This is a genomic window from Flavobacterium filum DSM 17961 (assembly GCF_000425465.1).
GTDB classification, from domain to species: Bacteria; Bacteroidota; Bacteroidia; order Flavobacteriales; family Flavobacteriaceae; genus Flavobacterium; species Flavobacterium filum.
Genome location: NZ_AUDM01000003.1, coordinates 162,523 through 183,773, shown reverse-complemented (window position 1 = coordinate 183,773; position 21,251 = coordinate 162,523). Strand labels below are relative to the sequence as shown.

The 21,251-nt window shown below is 34.0% G+C and carries 22 protein-coding genes; 20 read left to right on the top strand and 2 right to left on the bottom strand.

All coding sequences use genetic code 11. From position 1 onward, the window contains the following. Positions 1 to 47: 47 nt before the first annotated feature. Together H601_RS0100890 and H601_RS0100885 are read left to right on the top strand one after the other, a co-directional pair. Positions 48 to 653 (top strand): DUF4254 domain-containing protein, encoded by a 606-nt coding sequence (locus H601_RS0100890; RefSeq protein WP_026709764.1) that lies wholly within the window; start codon positions 48 to 50, stop codon positions 651 to 653. Positions 654 to 794: 141 nt separating this feature from the next. Continuing rightward, positions 795 to 1,793, top strand: a complete 999-nt coding sequence (locus H601_RS0100885; RefSeq protein ID WP_035655298.1) for a glycosyltransferase family 9 protein — start codon at positions 795 to 797, stop codon at positions 1,791 to 1,793. A 63-nt stretch (positions 1,794 to 1,856) separates the two neighbouring features. On the opposite strand, the gene H601_RS0100880 is transcribed toward H601_RS0100885, so the two are convergent. Both H601_RS0100880 and H601_RS0100875 read right to left on the bottom strand, forming a co-directional pair. Next, positions 1,857 to 2,165, bottom strand: a complete 309-nt coding sequence (locus tag H601_RS0100880) for a hypothetical protein (RefSeq protein ID WP_026709762.1) — start codon at positions 2,163 to 2,165, stop codon at positions 1,857 to 1,859. 32 nt (positions 2,166 to 2,197) lie between these two features. Further along, complete coding sequence (locus tag H601_RS0100875) at positions 2,198 to 3,250, bottom strand: ferredoxin--NADP reductase (RefSeq protein ID WP_026709761.1); 1,053 nt, start codon at positions 3,248 to 3,250, stop codon at positions 2,198 to 2,200. 111 nt (positions 3,251 to 3,361) lie between these two features. Here H601_RS0100875 and H601_RS0100870 point away from each other — a divergent pair, with 111 nt between their 5' ends. From H601_RS0100870 to H601_RS0100785, 18 genes are all read left to right on the top strand, one after another. Beyond that, complete coding sequence (locus tag H601_RS0100870; protein WP_026709760.1) at positions 3,362 to 4,834, top strand: DUF5687 family protein; 1,473 nt, start codon at positions 3,362 to 3,364, stop codon at positions 4,832 to 4,834. Positions 4,835 to 4,872: 38 nt separating this feature from the next. Next, positions 4,873 to 5,568: an ABC transporter ATP-binding protein gene (locus H601_RS0100865; RefSeq protein WP_026709759.1), complete on the top strand. Its 696-nt coding sequence runs from the start codon at positions 4,873 to 4,875 to the stop codon at positions 5,566 to 5,568. 155 nt (positions 5,569 to 5,723) lie between these two features. Then, on the top strand, positions 5,724 to 8,558 hold the full coding sequence (gene porW / locus H601_RS14945) for a type IX secretion system periplasmic lipoprotein PorW/SprE (protein WP_245571585.1): 2,835 nt from the start codon (positions 5,724 to 5,726) through the stop codon (positions 8,556 to 8,558). Between the two features lie 10 nt (positions 8,559 to 8,568). After that, entirely contained in the window at positions 8,569 to 8,976 is a 408-nt protein-coding gene (locus H601_RS0100855) for a bactofilin family protein (protein WP_026709758.1), read from the top strand. Then, the gene (locus H601_RS0100850) at positions 8,945 to 9,172 is read left to right on the top strand and encodes an AtpZ/AtpI family protein (RefSeq protein WP_026709757.1); all 228 of its coding nucleotides are present in this window, start codon (positions 8,945 to 8,947) and stop codon (positions 9,170 to 9,172) included. The genes H601_RS0100855 and H601_RS0100850 overlap by 32 nt, the downstream gene beginning before the upstream one ends. Then, positions 9,173 to 9,562 (top strand): hypothetical protein, encoded by a 390-nt coding sequence (locus tag H601_RS14940; protein WP_051220612.1) that lies wholly within the window; start codon positions 9,173 to 9,175, stop codon positions 9,560 to 9,562. It abuts the gene before it with no gap. Between the two features lie 118 nt (positions 9,563 to 9,680). Continuing rightward, positions 9,681 to 10,808, top strand: a complete 1,128-nt coding sequence (atpB, locus tag H601_RS0100840; protein ID WP_026709756.1) for a F0F1 ATP synthase subunit A — start codon at positions 9,681 to 9,683, stop codon at positions 10,806 to 10,808. A gap of 34 nt (positions 10,809 to 10,842) precedes the next feature. Beyond that, positions 10,843 to 11,034 (top strand): ATP synthase F0 subunit C, encoded by a 192-nt coding sequence (gene atpE / locus H601_RS0100835; RefSeq protein ID WP_008255642.1) that lies wholly within the window; start codon positions 10,843 to 10,845, stop codon positions 11,032 to 11,034. A gap of 80 nt (positions 11,035 to 11,114) precedes the next feature. Continuing rightward, positions 11,115 to 11,615, top strand: coding sequence for a F0F1 ATP synthase subunit B (locus H601_RS0100830; protein ID WP_026709755.1), 501 nt, complete (start codon positions 11,115 to 11,117; stop codon positions 11,613 to 11,615). Continuing rightward, complete coding sequence (gene atpH / locus H601_RS0100825; RefSeq protein ID WP_156900310.1) at positions 11,615 to 12,148, top strand: ATP synthase F1 subunit delta; 534 nt, start codon at positions 11,615 to 11,617, stop codon at positions 12,146 to 12,148. The genes H601_RS0100830 and atpH overlap by 1 nt, the downstream gene beginning before the upstream one ends. 23 nt (positions 12,149 to 12,171) lie before the next feature. Next, complete coding sequence (atpA, locus tag H601_RS0100820) at positions 12,172 to 13,749, top strand: F0F1 ATP synthase subunit alpha (RefSeq protein WP_026709753.1); 1,578 nt, start codon at positions 12,172 to 12,174, stop codon at positions 13,747 to 13,749. Positions 13,750 to 13,836: 87 nt separating this feature from the next. Beyond that, positions 13,837 to 14,694 carry an ATP synthase F1 subunit gamma gene (gene atpG / locus H601_RS0100815; protein ID WP_026709752.1) on the top strand — a complete coding sequence of 286 codons (858 nt, stop codon included), beginning with the start codon at positions 13,837 to 13,839 and terminating at the stop codon, positions 14,692 to 14,694. A gap of 106 nt (positions 14,695 to 14,800) precedes the next feature. After that, a complete protein-coding gene (locus H601_RS0100810) occupies positions 14,801 to 17,146 on the top strand; it encodes a S9 family peptidase (protein ID WP_026709751.1) in 2,346 nt (781 codons plus the stop codon). Positions 17,147 to 17,336: 190 nt separating this feature from the next. Next, complete coding sequence (locus H601_RS0100805; RefSeq protein WP_026709750.1) at positions 17,337 to 17,768, top strand: GNAT family N-acetyltransferase; 432 nt, start codon at positions 17,337 to 17,339, stop codon at positions 17,766 to 17,768. Then, positions 17,765 to 18,184, top strand: a complete 420-nt coding sequence (locus H601_RS0100800) for a hypothetical protein (RefSeq protein ID WP_026709749.1) — start codon at positions 17,765 to 17,767, stop codon at positions 18,182 to 18,184. The genes H601_RS0100805 and H601_RS0100800 overlap by 4 nt, the downstream gene beginning before the upstream one ends. A gap of 37 nt (positions 18,185 to 18,221) precedes the next feature. Then, the gene (locus H601_RS0100795; RefSeq protein ID WP_026709748.1) at positions 18,222 to 19,676 is read left to right on the top strand and encodes a lipopolysaccharide biosynthesis protein; all 1,455 of its coding nucleotides are present in this window, start codon (positions 18,222 to 18,224) and stop codon (positions 19,674 to 19,676) included. Between the two features lies 1 nt (position 19,677). After that, positions 19,678 to 20,112 (top strand): dUTP diphosphatase, encoded by a 435-nt coding sequence (gene dut / locus H601_RS0100790; protein ID WP_026709747.1) that lies wholly within the window; start codon positions 19,678 to 19,680, stop codon positions 20,110 to 20,112. Positions 20,113 to 20,210: 98 nt separating this feature from the next. Further along, the gene (locus H601_RS0100785; RefSeq protein ID WP_026709746.1) at positions 20,211 to 21,221 is read left to right on the top strand and encodes a sugar phosphate nucleotidyltransferase; all 1,011 of its coding nucleotides are present in this window, start codon (positions 20,211 to 20,213) and stop codon (positions 21,219 to 21,221) included. Positions 21,222 to 21,251 lie beyond the last annotated feature (30 nt).

Genomic DNA, 21,251 nt, shown 5'->3' with positions numbered 1-21,251 from the left:
TTTGATAAAGGTATAAAAAGTATATTTGTATTTTAAAATTTAATCCTATGTTTTCACAATTTGCGTTTTCTGTTTTTGAACAAAGTATAGCCGATTATCATGTTCATGATAATGTATATCAACCGGTTAACAACCCTTATCCAAAGGATAAAATCGAACATTTATTGTATGCCAAAAATTGGGTTGACACCGTGCAATGGCATTATGAAGACATCATCCGTGATCCGCAAATTGATCCGGTAGCAGCCTTAGATTTAAAACGAAAAATTGATGCGTCCAATCAAGTTCGCACCGATATGGTGGAATATATTGACAGTTATTTTCTTCAAAAATATAGTTCTGTTTCGGTTAAACCGGAAGCAAAAATCAACACCGAAAGTCCGGCTTGGGCAATTGACCGTCTTTCTATTTTGGCTTTAAAAATTTATCACATGAGTGAAGAAGCCAATCGTGCAGAAGCTACTCCGGAACATAGAGCCAAATGTCAGGAAAAATTAAACGTGTTGTTAGAACAAAAAAGCGATATGTTTTCGTCTATCGACCAATTGTTGAAAGATATTGAAAGCGGGGACAAATTCATGAAAGTCTATAAACAAATGAAAATGTACAACGATGAGGAGTTGAATCCTGTTTTGTATCAGAATAAGAAGTAAATTGTTTTAAACCATTAAGAAATTAAGAAAAGTTAAGCATCAAAATTTAATGAATCTTAATTCCTTAATGGTTTTTAATTTTTAATAAACCATTAATTGTCTCAAAAACCCCAACATATCCTCGTCATCCGACTCTCAGCTATGGGCGATGTGGCAATGACCGTTCCGGTTTTGCGAGCGTTAATTCAACAACATCCAGAACTTAAACTTACCGTTGTTTCCCGACCTTTTTTTAAACCTTTTTTCGACGGAATTCCGAATGTGAATTTCTTTGCGGTTGATTTACAAAAACGCCACAAAGGATTTTTCGGTTTGCTTCGATTGTTTTTAGATTTAAAAAAGTTGGATATTGATGCGGTTGCTGATTTACATAATGTTCTTAGATCAAAAGTTGTTAGAAGTTTATTCGCTTTAAGCGGAAAAAAAGTAGCGTTCACAGATAAAGGAAGAGCAGAAAAAAAAGCGTTGACTAGTTTGACAAACAAAGTTTTCAAACCCTTAAAACCTATGGTAGAACGCCATGTGGAAACATTTAAAAAACTCGGATTTTCTTTTGATTTAAATCACCCGAACTTTCCTCCCAAAGCAGTTTTATCAGATGAAATTCTGAAAATCACCGAAAATAAAAATCAAAATTGGGTGGGAATTGCTCCGTTTGCTCAATATGAAGGTAAAGTTTATCCACTCGATTTAATGCAAAAAGTGATTGATGAATTGGCTAAAAATAATTCAAACAAAATTTTTCTTTTTGGTGGTGGAAATGAGGAAATAAAGCAATTAAATCAACTTCAAAATAATCATTCAAACGTAATCGTCTTAGCCGGAAAATTGAAATTAAAACAAGAATTAGATGTAATTTCCAGTTTAGATGTTATGCTTTCCATGGATTCCGGAAACGCTCATTTAGCAGCGATGCTTGGTGTAAAAGTTATCACACTTTGGGGAGACACACATCCGTTTGCCGGATTTTCACCGTTTAATCAACCGTTGGAAAATTGTATTACAGCAGATAGAGAGAAATACCCGCTTTTGCCTACTTCCATTTATGGTAACAAGAAAGTAGAAGGTTATGAAGAGGCAATGCGAACAATATTAGTAGAAAGTATTGTAAAAAAAATTAATTTTATTTTGAACCATTAAGTTATTAAGGTTCATTAAGACAACTTTATACCTTAATGAACCTTAATAACTTAATGGTTTTTTCTATAAATAGATCTTATTGTCTTTACACATTCCCAAAATAAACGATTTTAAATTGGAAACGGCTTCGGCATAATTTGGAGCATCATAGCCAAACCGTTCGTGTTCCATTTGCTCTTTTTCCATGGCATTGCATCCTTTGATGACTTCCCGAATCATATCGAGCATTATTAATTCTTTGTTGTTGGTTTTTTCAAATTTAAAATCTACCAATTCATCTTCCAATCGGTCACAATATTCCAAAAGCTCTTGTACTTCCGGTTCATCCAAAAGGTCTTGAGCTTTTTTAAATATGTCTAGTTTATTCTTCACCAATCACTAATTACTATTCACTAATCACTTTCCTAAACATCATCATAATCCACAAAAATTTCACTCGAAGTTGGATGAGCTTGGCACGTTAAAATCAACCCTTCTGCAATTTCACCATCGGTTAAAATCGTATTCTTTTTCATTTCGGCAGTTCCTTTAGAAATTCTCGCTATACAACTACTGCATATTCCTCCTTGGCAAGAATAGGGAGCGTCCAAACCTTGTTTTAAAGCGGCTTCTAACAACGATTGTTTTTGCGACATTTCAAATGAAGTTTCGTCACCATCTACTAAAACAGTAATTTTTGTGTGACCTTCTAATGATTTCTGAATTTCATTTTCAGATGATGAAGCCGAAAATAATTCAAATTTTATGTCTTTTTCTTTAACATTGTTTTCTTTTAAAACATCACTAACACGATTAATCATTTCTTCCGGGCCACATAAGTAGAATTTGTCAAACTCTTTCTCTTTATGTTTGTTTTTCAACACAAAATTCACAGTAGATTTTTCAATTCGTCCAAACAATTGATCGTCGGCTTTTTGTTGACTAAAAACATAATGCACAAAAAAGCGTCCAACGTATTTCAATTGTAAATCGTGCAATTGGTTGTAAAAAATGGTTTCGTTACTCGATTTATTTCCATAAACCAACACAAAAGTGCTGTTGGGTTCTTTTTCTAAAACGGTTTGCAAAATCGACATAACCGGAGTAATTCCGCTTCCGGCCACAAAAGCAGCATAATTTTTTAATCGTGCAGCATCGGGTTCAAACGTAAATTTGCCTTCGGGAGTTCCAACTTCCAAAACTTTTCCGGCGGTTAATTGCTCATTGGCAAACTTTGAAAAATAACCGTTTTTGATAGCTTTAATGGCAATTTTCAACTCACCACTTTCCGGTGTAGAACAAATGGAATAAGCACGACGGATTTCATTCCCGTCTAAAGTAAGCTTTATGTTGATGTATTGACCGGCGGTAAATTGATAGTTTTCCTTTAATTCTGAAGGAACATTAAATAAAACTGAAACTGCTTCAGGTGTTTCCCGAGTAATTTCTTTGACTGCTAATTTATAGAAAGTTGACATGTATTTAATTTTTTACAAAGTTACGAATCTGAAAAATATTTTTTGGAATGGAAACGTAACAAAAATTCATTTTTACTACTAATAATCCATCTGCTAAACCATACCTTTTATATGATTAAACGTTTTCTCTCGCTCGAATGGAAATCTTTTTTTAGAGCCGCCTCTTTTCAAGCCGATTTGGCTATTAAGATTTTAATGGTTTTTGGTGCATTATCAATGATAATAACTTTTTTAAGTTTAGGAGCATTTACTTATTTTATCATAAAAAAATCTACTAATTCTGAACCTTTCGAATTAATTAATCGTTTCATTCTGTATTATTTTGTCTTTGATTTGGTTTTCCGTTTCTTCATGCAAAAAACACCGGTCATGAACATTCGACCGTTGTTGTATATTAACATCAAAAAAGATACAATAGTAAATTATACCTTAGGAAAATCGGCATTGTCATTTTTTAATATCATGCATTTGTTCTTTTTTATTCCACTTGCGGTGGTATTATGTGTTGAAGGATTTTCAGTTTTTGGTGTGATGACTTGGTTGGTTGGCATGTTGGCAACTGTATTAACCATTAATTTTATAAACATTTTAATCGATAAAAAAGATGTCGTATTTTATTCGATTGCAGTTGTTTTTATTACGTTAGGAGCGTTGCAGTATTTTGGATGGTTTGATGCGACCAACTATACCGTTTATTATTTCAAAGGATTGTATGATTATCCTTGGATGGTTATTATTGCTATTGTGGTTTTAATTTTGGTATATAAAATTGTGCACAATTTCTTCAAAAGCAATTTATATCTCGATGCCGGATTATCAACGCAACATGATATTGCTAAATCCCAACATTTTGATTGGTTGGATCAATTCGGAACCTTAGGAGCTTTTCTCAAAAATGATATTCGATTAATTACCCGCAACAAAAGAGCAAAATCAGTTATTATCATGAGCTTTCTCTTTTTGTTTTACGGACTTTTATTCATTACCGGAGCAATTGAAGCCTATGAAAATCCGGTTTGGAAGATTTTTGGAGGTATTTTCGTCACCGGTGGTTTCATGTTTAGTTTTGGACAATTTGTACCAAGTTGGGACAGTTCGTATTACAATTTGATGATGAGCCAGAATATTCCGTATCGTGATTATTTAAGTTCAAAATGGTGGTTGATGGTCATTGTAACCTTAATTTCAGCCGTTTTAGCTTCTTTTTACCTAATTTTCGGATGGAAAGTGTATTTGTTGGTGTTGGCTGCTGCCGTTTACAATATCGGAATCAATGCTCATATCGTTTTGTTGGCAGGTGCTTTTACGCGAACACCAATTGATTTGATGAGCAACAAAAATGCGTTTGGCGATAAAAAAGCGTTCAATTTTAAAACCTTGTTGTTGATTATTCCACAGATTTTAATTCCGTTAGCCTTATATTACTTAGGAATAGCTTTTTTTAACGACTTAATTGGATTACTGTTTGTCGCATTGGCCGGAGTGGCCGGTTTTGCTTTCAAAGGATATGTGTTTGATAAAATTGAGCACATTTACAAAACGCAGAAATACGAAACCATTTCAGCTTATAAACAAAAAAACTAACCCATTACCTTTTACCCATCACCTATAACCTTAAAACCATGATTCAAGTAAAAAACCTTAGCAAAACATACAACGGCACAACCGTTTTAAATATAAACGAATTAGAAATTCCAAAAGGACAAAGTTTTGGATTAGTAGGAAATAACGGTGCCGGAAAAACCACTTTTTTCAGTTTGTTGTTGGATTTGATTCAGCCCTCAACGGGGATGATTACGAGTAATTCGATTCAAATAAATACGAGTGAAAAGTGGAAACCATTTACTTCTGCTTTTATCGACGAAAGCTTTTTAATTGGGTATTTAACTCCGGAGGAATATTTCTATTTTATTGGCGAACTACGAGGTTGGAACAAAGCCGACGTGGATAGTTTTTTGGTGAAATATGAAGATTTTTTCAACGGTGAAATTTTGAATAACAAAAAATATTTACGTGATCTTTCTAAAGGAAATTCCAAAAAGGTGGGAATAGTTGCTGCGTTAATTGGTGAACCGGAAGTCGTGATTTTAGACGAACCGTTTGCTAATTTAGACCCAACTACACAAATTCGATTAAAAAAAATCATCAAAGAATTGGCAGACGACCCTACGGTTACTATTTTGGTATCCAGTCATGATTTGCAACACACTGTCGAAGTTTCTAATCGAATTGTAGCGTTACAAAAAGGAGAAATTGTGCTTGATTTGGTTCCTTCTTCCGAAACCTTAAAAGAATTAGAAGCCTTTTTTGCGGCATAAATTGAAACGTTTTTTGTCTTGATTTTATCGGCAAAAAGCGTTTCTATGCAAAAAACAGCCAATATTTTTCTCTATTTCAAAAAGAAACGTATTTTTACCCTTGCGATATACTAAAAGCATTCATTTTTAGTTATGCCATTAAACGTTTTTTAATTTTGAAAAATTTTACCTTAAAATATTTCATAGCAGCAATTTGTGTTGTTTTTCTAGCAGCTTGTTCTACCCGAAAAGATAAATTTATTAACCGTAATTTTCATGCGGTTAATACAGAGTTCAATGTGCTTTATAATGGTAATATTGCATTGGACGCTGGAATTACCGATTTAAAATTAAATTATCAAGACAATTTCTGGGAAATTTTACCAATCGAACGCTTACAAATTATTGATAAAGATGTAGCGTCAGACAAAAGTAATCCAAATTTTAAACGAGCAGAAGAAAAGGCAACTAAAGCAATTCAAAAACGCTCAATGTTGATTGGTGGTAGCGAAAAAAATCCACAAATGGATGAAGCTCACTTGTTGTTGGGAAAATCACGTTACTACGAACAACGATTTATTCCGGCATTAGAAGCGTTTAATTATATTTTATATAAAAGTCCGGCCAGTGATAAAATTTATGAAGCAAAAATTTGGAGAGAAAAAACCAATATACGTCTAGAAAATGATGCTTTAGCGATTAAAAATCTCAGAAAATTATTAAGCGAAATTAAATTTAAAGACCAAATTTTTTCTGATGCCAATGCTATTTTAGCTCAAGCATTCCTGAATGTTGAAGAGAAAGATAGTGCTGTTTCCCGATTAAAATTGGCCAAAGCATTTACAAAAAGAGATGAAGAAAAAGCTCGCTATTCTTTTATCTTAGGCCAACTTTACGAATCATTAAATCAAAAAGACAGTGCTTTTATGGCTTTTCAATCGGTTATCGATATGAAAAGAAAATCACCTCGTTTGTATGTTATTCAAGCACACGCCAAACAAGCACAACAGTTTGATTTTCAAAAAGGAGATACACTTCAATTTTTAGAAAAATTTGACAAGTTAATCGCCGATCGAGAAAACAGACCTTTTTTGGATATTCTTTACCATCAAAAAGGATTGTTTTATGACAAATTAAAAAAACCCAATCAAGCGATTGTCAATTACAACAAATCCTTAAAAGCACAATCGTTAGACAAGTATCTTTTGGCTTCGGACTATCGAAATTTAGGCGAAATTTATTTTTATAAAGCTAAATACCAAACAGCTGGAGTATATTATGACAGTACTTTGGTTTTGCTTGACAATCGTTCACGAGAATTTAAATCCATCAAGAAAAAAAGAGATAATTTAGTAGATGTGATTAAATATGAAGGAATTGCTCAACGAAATGACAGTATTCTAAATGTGGTTGGATTATCTGAAAGTGATCGAGTAGCATTTTACAATGATTATATTGAAAATTTAAAAAAGAAAGAAACGCTTGCTCGTCAAAAAGAAGAAAGAGCAGCCGATATTCAAGGGGCTAAAACAGCTAACCCAATGGCTACAAATCAACTTTCTATTAAAAACAACGCAAGTATTGGCGATCCAGGGTCGTTTTATTCGCCGGGTGGTTCAAAGTTTTACTTTTACAATCAATCAACAGTTGATGTAGGTAAACGCGAATTTATCAAACGATGGGGAAATCGTCAACCGAATGGAAACTGGCGTTTGAATAGTAAATCGTCAAAATCAAAAGAAGACGATGATGTTGAAGAATCGTCTAAAGATAAACAAGAAGAAGACAAAAACAACCCGATGTATTCACCGGAATTTTATATCGGGCAACTTCCAACTTCCAAAACAGAAATTGACAGTATCGGGAAAGAACGAAATTTTGCGTACTACCAATTAGGAGTTATTTATAAAGAGAAATTTAAAGAATATCAATTATCAGCCGATCGATTTGAAATTTTGTTAAAAAGCAAACCGGAAGAACGTTTGGTATTACCGGCTTTATATAACTTATTTAAAGTGTATGAAATCATAAATCCGGCAAAAGCGGTAGCCATAAAAGACAAAATTATAGCTCAATATCCCGAATCGAGATATGCTCAGATTTTATCAAAATCAGGCTCGTCATCAGATAATTTATCTAATGACCCTGACGTAGCCTATAATAATTTATTTAAAGCGTTTGAAAGAGGAGAGTTTAGAACATTAAAAGGCAATATCGATTTAGCCACAGATAAATTTACCGGAGAAGAGGTAATGCCAAAATTAGAATTGTTGAAAGCTAATGTTATTGCGAAACTTTCCGGAATTGAAGAGTTTAAAAAAGCAGTAAATTATGTTGCGTTAACTTATCCAAATGCTGACGAAGGCAAACAAGCAGAAGAAATGTTGGGCGATAATATTCCGTATTTAGAAAGCTTGTATTTTGATCAAGAGGAACCGACTACCTATAAAATTTTGTATCATGCTGATAATTTGGAAGATAAAGCCACCAAAACATTGATGGATAAAGTTACTAAATTTATCAAAGAAAGAAATCAACCACAACTCACGACTTCTGTTGATTTATATACGATGGAACAGAACTTTTTTGTGATTCATGGTCTGAAAGATGAAGAGTATGCCAAAGGTGTGGTTTCAATTTTAAAAGAGTTTAAAGACTATAAAATTGCTGAGAAAGCAATCATTATTTCTTCAGAGAATTATAAAATTGTTCAAATGCGAAAAAATTTGAATGAATATTTGAATCCTGAATTACGAATCACTCCTCCTGCTTATACACCAAAACAAAAGAGAGCAGTTGCAGAACAAAGCAAAGGTGAAATCATCATTCCGCATCAAAAACAACAGGCTGCTCCGGCAGAACAACCAAAATCAGTTTTGATGCCACCTTCCGGGAATGACCCTGGGAATCCGGTAAATTCCGGTCAAAAAGGAAGCCCGAAAGATAAAGTTAGAGAAGAACCAAGATCAGCCATCATGCCACCTTCTGAAGGCGGGTCTAAAAAAGGGTAACGACATGAGTATGTTTAAAAAAGATTCTAAATCGTACACCGATTTATTAGGTAAAACCAACAGAATTGTGGAAGGAACCATCATTAAAGGTGATATTTCATCATCAGCCGATTTTCGACTAGATGGTCATTTGATTGGAAATTTCACCTCAAAAGGGAAAATAGTAATTGGTCCAAGTGGCAGTATTAAAGGCGATATTGTCTGTAAAAATGCCGATATCGAAGGTAAATTTGATGGTAAAATTCAAGTTTTAGAAATTCTGAGTTTAAAATCTAAGGCTGTTATTCGAGGAGAAGTAATTTGCGGAAAATTAGCCGTTGAACCCGGTGCAGAATTTAGTGCCACCTGTGTTATGAAACCAAACGTAAAGACATTACCAACCCAAAATGAACCAGGAGCAGAAGAAAAAACCGCTTAATAAATGGTTGCAACTCATCAATATTCCAATTCAAATGGGAGTTGTGATTTTTCTTTTTGCCTATTTAGGAGAATGGTTAGACCAACATTATCAAAACAATAATCATCCCAATACCAAGCTTTTCACAATGATTGGTGTTTTTTTGGCTTTATATAATGTGATACGTCAAGTAAATCAACTTAATAAAGAGGAGTAAATGAAAGCGTATTGGCAATATGTAAGGTTTTTGTTGTTGGTTATTCCAATTTTTATTCTTCATTATTTCCTTTTTCAACTTCCTGATTTAAAAAACGAGGAGCAAAAGTTTCTAATTAGTATTCCGGTTTTGTATTTGGTTTACTTTATACTATCTACAATCATTATAAGTATAGTAGTAAAAGTTTCAAAAAAGAATTTTGATCAAGTAGGCATGACCTTTATGATTTTAACTTCTGTAAAAATGGGTGTTTCTTTTTTTATCGTTCGGCCAATTCTTTCCGCATCTGCCGAAAACAATATAGAAAAAATCAACTTTTTTGGTATTTTCATTCTTTTTTTGGCAATTGAAACCCTTATTACGATTCGATTATTAAACAAAAAACAGTAAATTACACATTATAGTGGTTTTTAGTCAAAAAAAATAAGTTTAATAAATTTGATTAATAAAGAAAAAATGTACCTTTGCACCAAATTTTAGAAACCTAAAAGTTTAGAACAAATACATCATGGTGATTTCAAAAAAACCACTTTATTTAATAGTTGCATTTTTCTTTGCGTTACTGCCTTTGATTTCAAATGCTACCATTTCTGATTCTACAGCTGTTCATACAGAAAATGCTCATTCAGAAGAACCAAAAGATTTAAAAACTGAAATAAAAGAGTATATCGCTCACCACTTGTTGGATTCTTATGATTTCCATTTGTTTTCATGGAAAGATGACGCGGGTCATGATCATCATATTGGTTTTCCATTGCCGGTTATTTTAATTGATAATGGAGTTCAAATATTTTCTTCGTCAAAATTTCATCATGGCGAAACTGTTGCGGAGAGCAATGGTAACTTTTATAAACTTTACCATGGTAAAATTTACAAAACAGATGCTGAAGGAACAGTTAGTTATGATGATAAACACCATGTTTCAAATGCAAAACCAACTATAGATTTATCAATAACCAAAAACGTCTTCATGATGTTGGTGGTTTCTGTTTTAATGTTCTTCTTGTTTTCCGGTTTAGCCAAATCGTATGCTAAAAACGGAGGAATTGCAAAAGGAGCTGGTCGATTCTTTGAGCCAATTATTCTTTATATCAGAGATGATATTGCTATTCCAAATATTGGACACAAAAATTATAAAAAATATATGAGCTATTTATTAACCATCTTTTTCTTTGTGTGGTTTTTAAATATGTTCGGATTAACACCGCTGGGAGTTAACGTTACCGGTAATATAGCTATTACTGCTGGTCTAGCTCTTTTAACGTACTTAATAACTACGTTTACAGCGAATAAAAATTATTGGGGACACATTTTCTGGATGCCGGGCGTGCCTAGTTTAATGAAAATAGTTTTAGCTCCAATCGAATTATTAGGAACAATCATTAAACCTTTTTCATTGATGATACGTTTGTATGCAAATATTGTTGCAGGTCACGTAGTATTAATGAGTATCATTGGTTTAATGTTTATTTTCAAAAACTGGTTAGGGAGTAGTTTGTCTTTCTTCTTAGCTTTTGCATTGTCATTATTGGAAATTTTGGTTGCTGCGTTGCAAGCGTATATTTTCACTATGTTATCGGCTCTTTATTTTGGAGCTGCCAATGAAGAGCACCATCATGATGAAGCTCATCATTAATAAATTGAATGTTTAATTAATTAATATATACATTATGCAAATTCCAACAATTGTAGGAGCAGGATTAATCGTTATCGGTGCTGGATTAGGTATCGGTAAAATTGGTGGTTCAGCAATGGACGCTATCGCTCGTCAACCAGAAGCATCTGGAAAAATTCAAACAGCTATGCTTATTGCAGCAGCTCTTATTGAAGGTATTGGTTTCGCTGCGTTATTCGCTGCTTAATTAAAAAAAACAAGCAACAGTTGTAACGGTTGGTTGCAACTGTTGTTTTAAATTTAAATTTTCTAAATACATTAATATAAATGGAGAAGTTAATAGAACAATTTTCACTTGGTTTGTTTGTGTGGATGCTTGTCATCTTCATCGGCTTAATTTTATTGTTGAAAAAATTTGCTTGGAAACCTATCTTAGATGCGGTTAATGAAAGAGAAGAAGGTATCAAAAATGCATTAGCATCTGCCGAAAGAGCAAAATTAGATATGCAAAACTTGACGGCTTCAAACGAGCGTTTGTTGGCAGAAGCCAGAGCAGAAAGAGATACTTTGTTAAAAGAAGCACGTGAAATCAAAGAAAAAATGATTAACGATGCAAAATCTGAAGCTCAAGCTCAAGGTGAAAAAATGATTGCTCAAGCAAAAGCGGCTATTGAAAGCGAAAAAAATGCGGCGATGGTTGAATTGAAAAATCAAGTGTCTTCCTTGTCAATTGAAATTGCAGAAAAAGTATTAAAAAGTGAATTATCCAATACAGAAGCTCAAACCAAGTTGGTCGAGAAAATGTTGGGTGATGCTAAATTAAATTAATCCGTATGTCAAGAGCTGCGATTAGATATGCTAAAGCTATCATGGATAATGCTGTTGCTGCCAATAGAGCAGATGCAGTAAACCTAGACATGAAAACCATTAGCGAAACCGTTCATTCAAACCACGAATTAAAATTATTCTTAGGTAGTCCGGTGGTGAGTGCCGATGTGAAATTTAATGCGTTGACGGAGATTTTTTCCGGAATTCAAAATGAGACAAAAAGTTTGTTTCGTCTTTTGAAAGAAAACAAGCGTTTTGAGATTTTAGGTGAAATTGCTCAACAATATAATGAGCTTCACGATGCCTTAAATGGAATTGAAGTGGCAAAAGTTACCACCGCTTTTCCAATTACTGCTGAATTAGAAGCAAAAGTTTTATCAAAAATCAAAGAATTTTCAAGTAAAAAAATCACGTTAATCAATACAATTGATCCGGCTATAATCGGTGGATTTATCTTGAGAATGGGTGATCAACAATATAATGCGTCTGTAGCCAACAGATTGCAACAATTAAAGAGAGAATTTAGTAATTAATATTCCAAAAAAGATATAAAACAATGGCGGAAATTAAACCTGCTGAAATTTCAGCAATATTAAAAAAACAATTATCTGGTTTTGAATCAGGTGCATCGTTAGAGGAAGTTGGAACAGTACTTCAAGTGGGTGACGGTATTGCTCGCGTTTACGGATTGTCTAACGCTCAATATGGTGAGTTAGTGCAATTTGAAAATGGATTAGAAGCAATCGTATTGAACTTGGAAGAAGACAATGTTGGGGTAGTATTGTTAGGTCCTTCAACAGGTATTAAAGAAGGTTCTACTGTAAAAAGAACACAACGTATTGCATCCCTAAAAGTTGGTGAGCAAATGGTAGGTCGTGTAGTAGATACGCTTGGAAATCCTATTGATGGTAAAGGACCAATCGGTGGAGATTTATATGAAATGCCATTAGAAAGAAAAGCTCCCGGGGTAATTTTCCGTCAACCGGTAAATGAACCTTTACAAACCGGTATCAAATCGATTGATGCAATGATTCCTGTTGGAAGAGGACAACGTGAGTTAGTTATTGGTGACCGTCAAACAGGTAAAACAACTGTTTGTATCGATACCATTTTGAATCAAAAAGAATTTTATGATGCTGGTCAACCGGTGTTTTGTATTTATGTTGCCGTTGGACAAAAAGCGTCAACTGTTGCCGGAATTGCTAAAACATTAGAAGATAAAGGAGCAATGGCTTATACAGTAATTGTAGCAGCTAATGCTTCTGACCCGGCTCCAATGCAAGTATATGCTCCAATGGCGGGTGCTGCAATCGGTGAATATTTCCGTGATTCAGGTCGTCCGGCTTTGATTATTTATGATGATTTATCAAAACAAGCGGTAGCCTACCGTGAGGTTTCTCTTTTGTTAAGAAGACCACCGGGACGTGAGGCGTACCCTGGAGACGTTTTCTATCTTCACTCTCGTTTATTAGAAAGAGCGTGTAAAGTGATTGCGGATGATGATATTGCAAAAAACATGAACGACTTACCTGAATCGTTACGTCCAATCGTAAAAGGAGGAGGTTCATTAACTGCTTTACCAATCATCGAAACACAAGCAGGTGACGTTTCTGCCTATATTCCAACCAACGTAATTTCGATTACAGATGGTCAGATTTTCTTAGATGGTGATTTGTTTAATTCAGGGGTTCGTCCGGCAATTAACGTAGGTATTTCAGTATCGCGTGTTGGAGGTAATGCACAAATTAAATCGATGAAAAAAGTATCCGGAACGTTGAAATTAGATCAAGCTCAATTCCGTGAATTAGAAGCGTTTGCTAAATTTGGTTCTGACTTAGATGCTGTTACTTTAAACGTAATTGAAAAAGGTAAAAGAAACGTTGAAATCTTAAAGCAATCGGTTAACGATCCTTATAAAGTGGAAGACCAAATTGCAATTATTTATGCCGGAACAAAAAACTTATTAAGAAACGTTCCAGTAAATAAAGTAAAAGAATTCGAAAGAGATTTTATCGAATATTTGAATAACAAACATAAAGATACGTTGAATGCATTAAAAGCTGGTAAATTCTCAGATGAATTAACCGATGTTTTAGATAATGCAGCAAAAGAAATTTCAGCTAAATATAATTAACTAGTAATTGGTAATTAGTGATTAGTAATTGGCAAAAAGCACAAACCGACTATTCACTAATTACTATTCACTAATCACTTAAAAAAAATGGCAAACTTAAAGGAAATCCGTAATAGAATCAGTTCCGTTCAGTCAACGATGCAAATTACATCGGCGATGAAGATGGTTTCTGCCGCAAAGTTGAAAAAGGCACAAGATGCCATTACAGCAATGCGACCTTATGCCGAAAAGCTTACCGAAATTCTACAAAGCCTCAGTGCTTCTATGGAAGGGGAAGTTGGTGGTGCTTTTACTGCTCAACGTGAAGTAAAAAAAGTATTGATTGTTGCCATTACTTCCAATAGAGGATTATGTGGAGCGTTTAACACCAATGTTATCAAACAGGTAAAAGTATTAGTAGATTCCTATAACGGAAAACAAGTTGATGTTTTTGCAATTGGTAAAAAAGGAAATGATGTTTTAAGTAAAACTTCTACCGTTATAGCTAATAAAAGTGAAGTATTTGACGCGTTAACATTTGATAATGTATCTACTATTTCAACGCTATTAACGGAGAAATTTATTTCCGGTGAATACGATAAAATTGAAATTGTATATAATCAATTCAAAAATGCTGCTACACAAATTGTTCAAACAGAACAATTTTTACCGTTAGCTCCTGTGGTGGGTGCTGCTATTGTAAATTCAGATTATATTTTTGAACCAACTAAAGAAGAAATTGTGTTGACCTTGATTCCTAAATCATTAAAAACACAACTATATAAAGCCATTCGTGATTCTTTTGCCTCTGAACACGGAGCTCGTATGACAGCCATGCACAAAGCAACCGATAACGCGACTGCTTTAAGAAACCAATTAAAATTAACGTATAACAAAGCTCGTCAAGCTGCGATTACAAATGAAATTTTAGAAATTGTTGGTGGTGCAGAAGCGTTAAACAAATAAGAATATTTACTAAAAATAAGTCAATTAAAATAACATACATTTAAGAAAGTCACGTGGATAGCGTGACTTTTTTATTTTATATCTTTGATATTCTAATCATTTTAAAATGAATAAATACTTTCTCCTTTTCAGTTTTTTGTTTGCCCAATTTCTTTTTGCACAGTCTACGCTTTCGTTATCTGAAATCATGAAAGGAGATGAATTTATTGGACATCAACCCGAAAATCATCGATGGTCTATTGATGGGTCTACTGTTTATTTTGATTGGAATCCGAAAAACGAAAAAGGGAACAGTACTTATTTCTGGAAAAAAGAGATGCAATCACCGGAATTATTGCAAAATGACATCAATTTTTCTGAGTTGAATTTTGACAATCAAAAACAATTTGAAACCGTATATTATATTCAAAACGGAAATCTTTTTTCTTATAACAAAAAATTGAGAGTACATAAAAAAGTTATTGTTACTTCCGGAAGAATTTCAAATTTGAAACGAAGTAGTGTTTCAAACATCCTTTTTTATCAGCAGAATAATAATCTATTCCAATTGAATTTGAATGATTATTCACTGATTCAACTTACGAATTTTAAACAAGGGAAACCGGATGAAAAAAATGATAAAGACAACTTTTTAATTCAACAACAGAAAGAACTTTTTCAATATGTAAATGATCAAATTGCTCAAGAAAAATGGTATGAAGCGAAGGCTAATCAAGATAAAAGAGTGTTGCCAAAGGAATTTTATTATGAAAAAGTTTCTATGGAACAATTGACTCCTTCACCCAACGGAAAATATGTAAGCTTTAGACAATCCGATTATGCTCCTTCAAATGCAACAAAAGTAGAGCAATTTATTACCGCAGATGGCTATACTAAAAGCACAACGGCTCGATCAAAAGTTTCAACATCCAATTTTAGTAAACATAAATTAGGAGTTTATCATGTAGAAAAAGATACGGTTTACTTTGTTTCTTTTTCAAAATTAAGCGGTATTGACGTGTTTCCGGAATATTATCAAGAATATGAAAATTTAAAAGAAGAGGAAAAAACGGAAAAAGCAATCGTTATGCAGGCTCCTGTTTATAACCAAGACGGAAGTTTAGCGGTTTTAGAAATCAGAAGCCAAGACAACAAAGACCGTTGGATTGTTCAATTTCATCCGGAAACCGCAACAATTACTGAGTTAGATCATCAACATGACGAAGCGTGGATTGCCGGCCCGGGTATTCCGGGTTATGCTTTTAGTCGCGGAACGTTGGGTTTTTTAAATGATAATCAAACTATTTATTTTCAATCAGAAGCAAGTGGTTTTTCGCATTTGTATGTGATGAATCTTAAAACTAAAAAAAAGACCCAACTCACTGATGGCAATTGGGAAGTGCGAGATGCAAAACTTTCCAACGACGGAAAATCGTTTTATATCACAACCAACACCACTCATCCGGGCAACCGAGAATTTTATAAAGTAGATATTGAGACCAAAAAAATGACGCCAATCTTAACCCAAGACGGAGCTTATGAAGTGGAAATTTCTCCTGATGAAAAAACGTTGTTGGTCCGTTATTCGTATAAAGATAAACCATGGGAATTGTATATTGCCGATAACAAATCCAATACAAAACTGCAACAAATTACGTTTTCAACTACTGAGCATTTTAAAAAATACAACTGGAAATCTCCCGAAGTTGTTACTTTCAAAGCCAAAGACGGAAATGAAGTGTATGCCAGAATTTATGAGCCAAAAAAAGAAATCAAAAACAATGCAGCTATTATTTTTGTGCATGGAGCCGGTTATTTGCAAAACGCTCATCATTTTTGGAGTAGTTACCACCGCGAATTTATGTTTCATAACTTGTTGACTGATATGGGATTTACCGTATTAGACATTGATTACCGTGGGAGTGATGGTTATGGACGTAATTTTCGAACCGGAATTTATCGTCACATGGGCGGATTGGATTTGGGAGACCATTTAGACGGAAAGCAATTTTTAATTTCACAAAAAGGTATTGATGCAAGCCGTGTTGGTATTTATGGCGGTTCCTATGGCGGTTTTATTACGCTTATGGCATTGCTTACCAAGCCGGGCGAATTCAAATCAGGAGCAGCTTTGCGATCAGTTACGGATTGGGCTCATTACAATCACGGTTATACCGGAAATATTTTGAACTTCCCGGAAACGGACCCAAGAGCATATCAAAAAAGTTCACCCATTTATTTTGCCGATAATTTGAAAGATAAATTGCTCATGTTACACGGAATGGTAGATGATAACGTGCAATTTCAAGACATAGTTCGTTTATCTCAACGATTCATTGAGTTGGGAAAAAAAGACTGGGATTTGGCGGTTTATCCTGTTGAGGCTCATGGATTTAAAGAAACCTATTCTTGGGTAGATGAATATTCCCGAATCTTAAATTTGTTTAATGAAACACTTTTGGATAAAAAATAATTTGTGTTAATTCGTGTAATTCTTACCTCCCACAACCCCCTCCAAAAGAGGGAGAGACGAGACAGTGAAAATTTGCTAATTTTACGATTGTTTTCAACATATAATTTAAAATTCGTGTCAATTTGTGTAATTCGTGGCTAAAAGAAATATTCAGTGTAAATCAGTATAATTCGTGTCAAAAAAAAGTGTAATGCAACTAAAAGAACTCACAACCAAAATAGAAATGCTAGAACAATTGCCCTTAATTCAGCAATTGTACCCTGAATTTACAGAACAAATTTACAGTGATTTATTAGACGAAATGTTACCGAATAACTACAAACAAGTAGTTGCTTTTGAAGACCAAATACCCGTTGGACTTTCCGGTTTTTGGGTGGGAACAAAATTATGGTGTGGAAAATACCTTGAATTAGACAACGTTATTGTTCATCCTGACCATCGATCAAAAGGAATTGGCAAAGTATTGACGGAATATTTAAATCAAAAAGCAATTGATTTAGGCTGTAAAGTCGTAGCATTAGATGCGTACACGAATAATTTTCCGGCTCATAAATTCTATTACAATTTAGGTTTTGTGCCTAAAGGGTTTCATTTTGTAAAGTTTTTAGAGGAGAAGAGATGAAAAATTTGTCATTTATAGTTTTACTGATTTTACTTAGCTGTGCTCCAAAAGACACCTTCCAATCGCAATTTCCCGTTCCGATTTTAGAATATTTTTATGAGGTAATTGGCAATCAAACTCATTTTATTATTGAGTTTAAAGAGGTAGTTCCCGTGGAAATTCGACTGCAAAAACTTTATTTCAGAAATAATGAAAGTCAAATTGAAATGACTTCCAATCGAAAAGCTATAGTTGTTTTTAGTAAACCGGATATCATTCTCGATGAAAATCCGGAAAAAGAGTTTGGAAATCAACCCCCAAATCTAAAGCAGCCAAGATTTCAACTAAAAGTCTCCGAAGCAATAGTAGAATATAAAGAAAATGGGAAAATAAAGCATTTCAAGCTCACCAACGTGAACGAAAAGTCAAATAAATAGTTACTTTTGCTTTTAACAAAATTAAATTCAACTTTTCTTGGGACTTTATAAATCGTTATTCAAACAAACCGCTATATATGGGTTAGCCACAGTGTTGCCTAGAATATTTAGTTTTTTGTTGGTTCCGCTTTATACAAAAATGTTGAAAACAGGAGAGTATGGTGAAGTTTCTATCATTTTTTCCTGGCTAGTGGTATTCAACGTGATTTTGGCCTATGGAATGGAAACTTCTTTTTTTCGGTTTTATCATTCACACGACGATAAAAGAGCGGTTATTGGTACATCAACCATTTCTGTTTTTTGGACCACCATTGTTTTTTTGATTGGAGCACTTTTGTTTCGAAATACGTTAGCTAATCTTTCCGGAATTGATGCCGAATTTATCACCTATACCATTTGGATTTTAGTGTTGGATGCCTTGGTTATTATTCCGTTTTCGAAACTAAGAGCTTACCAAAGACCGATTGTTTATGCTATCATAAAAATTGGAAACGTTGCGGTTAATCTCGGATTGAATCTTTTCTTTTTGATTTATTTACCCAAAATTGCTGCGGCTTATCCGAATAGTTTTTTGGCCAGTTTGTATGTAGAAAATTTTCAAATTGGGTATATTTTTGTGGCTAATATCGTAGCTAGTTTACTAACCTTAATCGTTCTTTCGCCTAATTATTTTCATATTCAATGGCATTTTGATGCTAAATTATGGCGACAAATGCTTCGGTATGGTTTCCCGATTTTAATTGCCGGATTAGCATTTGCCATCAACGAACATTTCGATAAAATTTTATTAGAAAAATTACATATCAGCAAAGCAGAAATTGGAGCCTATGCTGCTTGTTATAAAATCGGACTGTTCATGGTGCTGTTCAGAACAGCTTATACTTTAGGAATCGAACCTTTTTTCTTTAGCTATGCTAAAAATGAAAATGCTCCACAAACGTATGCCGATATTACCAAATATTTTGTGATTTTTGGTTCCGTCATTTCGTTGTCAGTGATTGTTTTTGCAGATGTTTTAAAACTGTTTTTGATTCCAAATGAAACGTATTGGTCGGCAATGAAAGTGGTTCCTTTGATCGTTTTGGCCAATTTCTTTTTGGGAATTTACACCAATCTTTCTGTTTGGTATAAGTTGACAGATCGCACCAAAATGGGAGCGTATATTTCAATAGTTGGAGCTATCGTCACCTTGATTTTGAACTTTTTATTGATTGAAAAATTCAGTTACATGGGTTCTGCTATTGCAACGATTGCTGCTTATGGAAGCATGATGACCATTTCCTATTATCTCGGCAATCGTCATTATCCGATTCCGTATGATACAAACAAAATTGGTTTTTATTTAGGACTTTCCGTGCTGTTTTCCTTTGTCTATTTTTATGGGTTTAGAGAGAATTATTTTGTTGGAATTGGATTGCTACTTGTTTTTCTTTATTTCATTTATCGAAATGAAAAAAATACACTTTTACGAATATTAAAAAAATCATCTTGAAATGAATATCAAAATCATCAATAAATCACAACATCCTTTACCAAATTATGAAACCATTGCTTCAGCTGGAATGGATTTACGAGCCAATTTATCTGAGCCAATCACTTTAAAATCATTAGAAAGAACCATCATAAAAACCGGATTGTTTATAGAATTGCCTATAGGTTGCGAGGCACAAGTTCGTCCACGTAGCGGTTTGGCAGCCAAAAAAGGAATTACTGTTTTAAATTCTCCAGGCACAGTTGATGCAGATTATCGTGGGGAGATTGGGGTTATTTTGGTAAATTTGTCCAAAGAAGATTTTGTTATTGAAAACGGTGAACGAATTGCTCAACTCATTATCGCCAAACACGAAAGAGCAGAATGGGTTGAAGTAGAAGTGTTAACTGAAACATCGCGTGGTGAAGGTGGTTTCGGAAGCACAGGCGTAAAATAATAATCAGTTTTCAGCGACAGTAAGCAGTTTAAAAAATTAATAATTAAAAGTATTCAGTCAAGTCTTAATACTTAATACTCAAATCTTAATACAGCAATATGAAAATAATAGTACCAATGGCCGGACGCGGCTCTAGATTAAGACCTCACACATTAACAGTACCAAAACCATTAATTCCGGTTGCCGGAAAACCTATCGTTCATCGATTGGTGGAAGATATAGCTGGAGTTTTGAACCAACCGATTGACGAAGTTGCTTTTATTATTCATGAAAGTTTTGGCAAACAAGTTGAAAATGAATTAATTGCAATTGCTCAAAAATTAGGTGCAAAAGGAACAATATACTACCAAAATGAAGCTTTAGGAACTGGTCACGCTATTATGTGTGCCAAAGATTCATTGAGTGGTCCAGCCGTCATTGCGTATGCCGATACATTAATTCGTGCCGATTTTGATCTGGACACAACAGCTGACAGCGTCATTTGGGTAAAACAAGTAGATCAACCGGAAGCTTTTGGCGTAGTAAATTTAAATGCAAATGGCGAAATCATTGAGTTGGTTGAAAAACCAAAAGAGTTTGTTTCTGATTTGGCGGTGATTGGCATATACTATTTCAAAGATGTTGCCGTTCTTAAAAGTGAGTTGCAATCCGTTCTAGATAATAACATCATTCATGGTGGCGAATACCAAATTAATGACGGAATCAAACAAATGATGGCAAAAGGCATGAAATTTGTTCCAGGACAAGTGGATGAATGGATGGACTGTGGAAATAAAGACGTAACCGTAGAAACCAACACCAGAATGTTAGGGTTTTTACATCAAGATGGAGAAGAATTGGTTTCAAAAACAATAAAATTAGAAAATGCAACCATCATTCCACCTTGTTATATTGGTGATGATGTGGTTTTGATTAACGCAACGGTTGGACCAAATGTTTCTCTTGGAAAAGGATGTCATGTTGTTGATTCAACCATCAAAAATAGTTTGGTTCAAACCCATTCTCACATAAAGAATGCAAGTTTAGATAATGCTATGATAGGGAATCATGCATCGTTTGATGGTAATTTCACAAGTATTAGCATCGGGGATTATTCGGTTTTAGAATAGAATAAATAAACATAATGCTCGCTCCCCTCT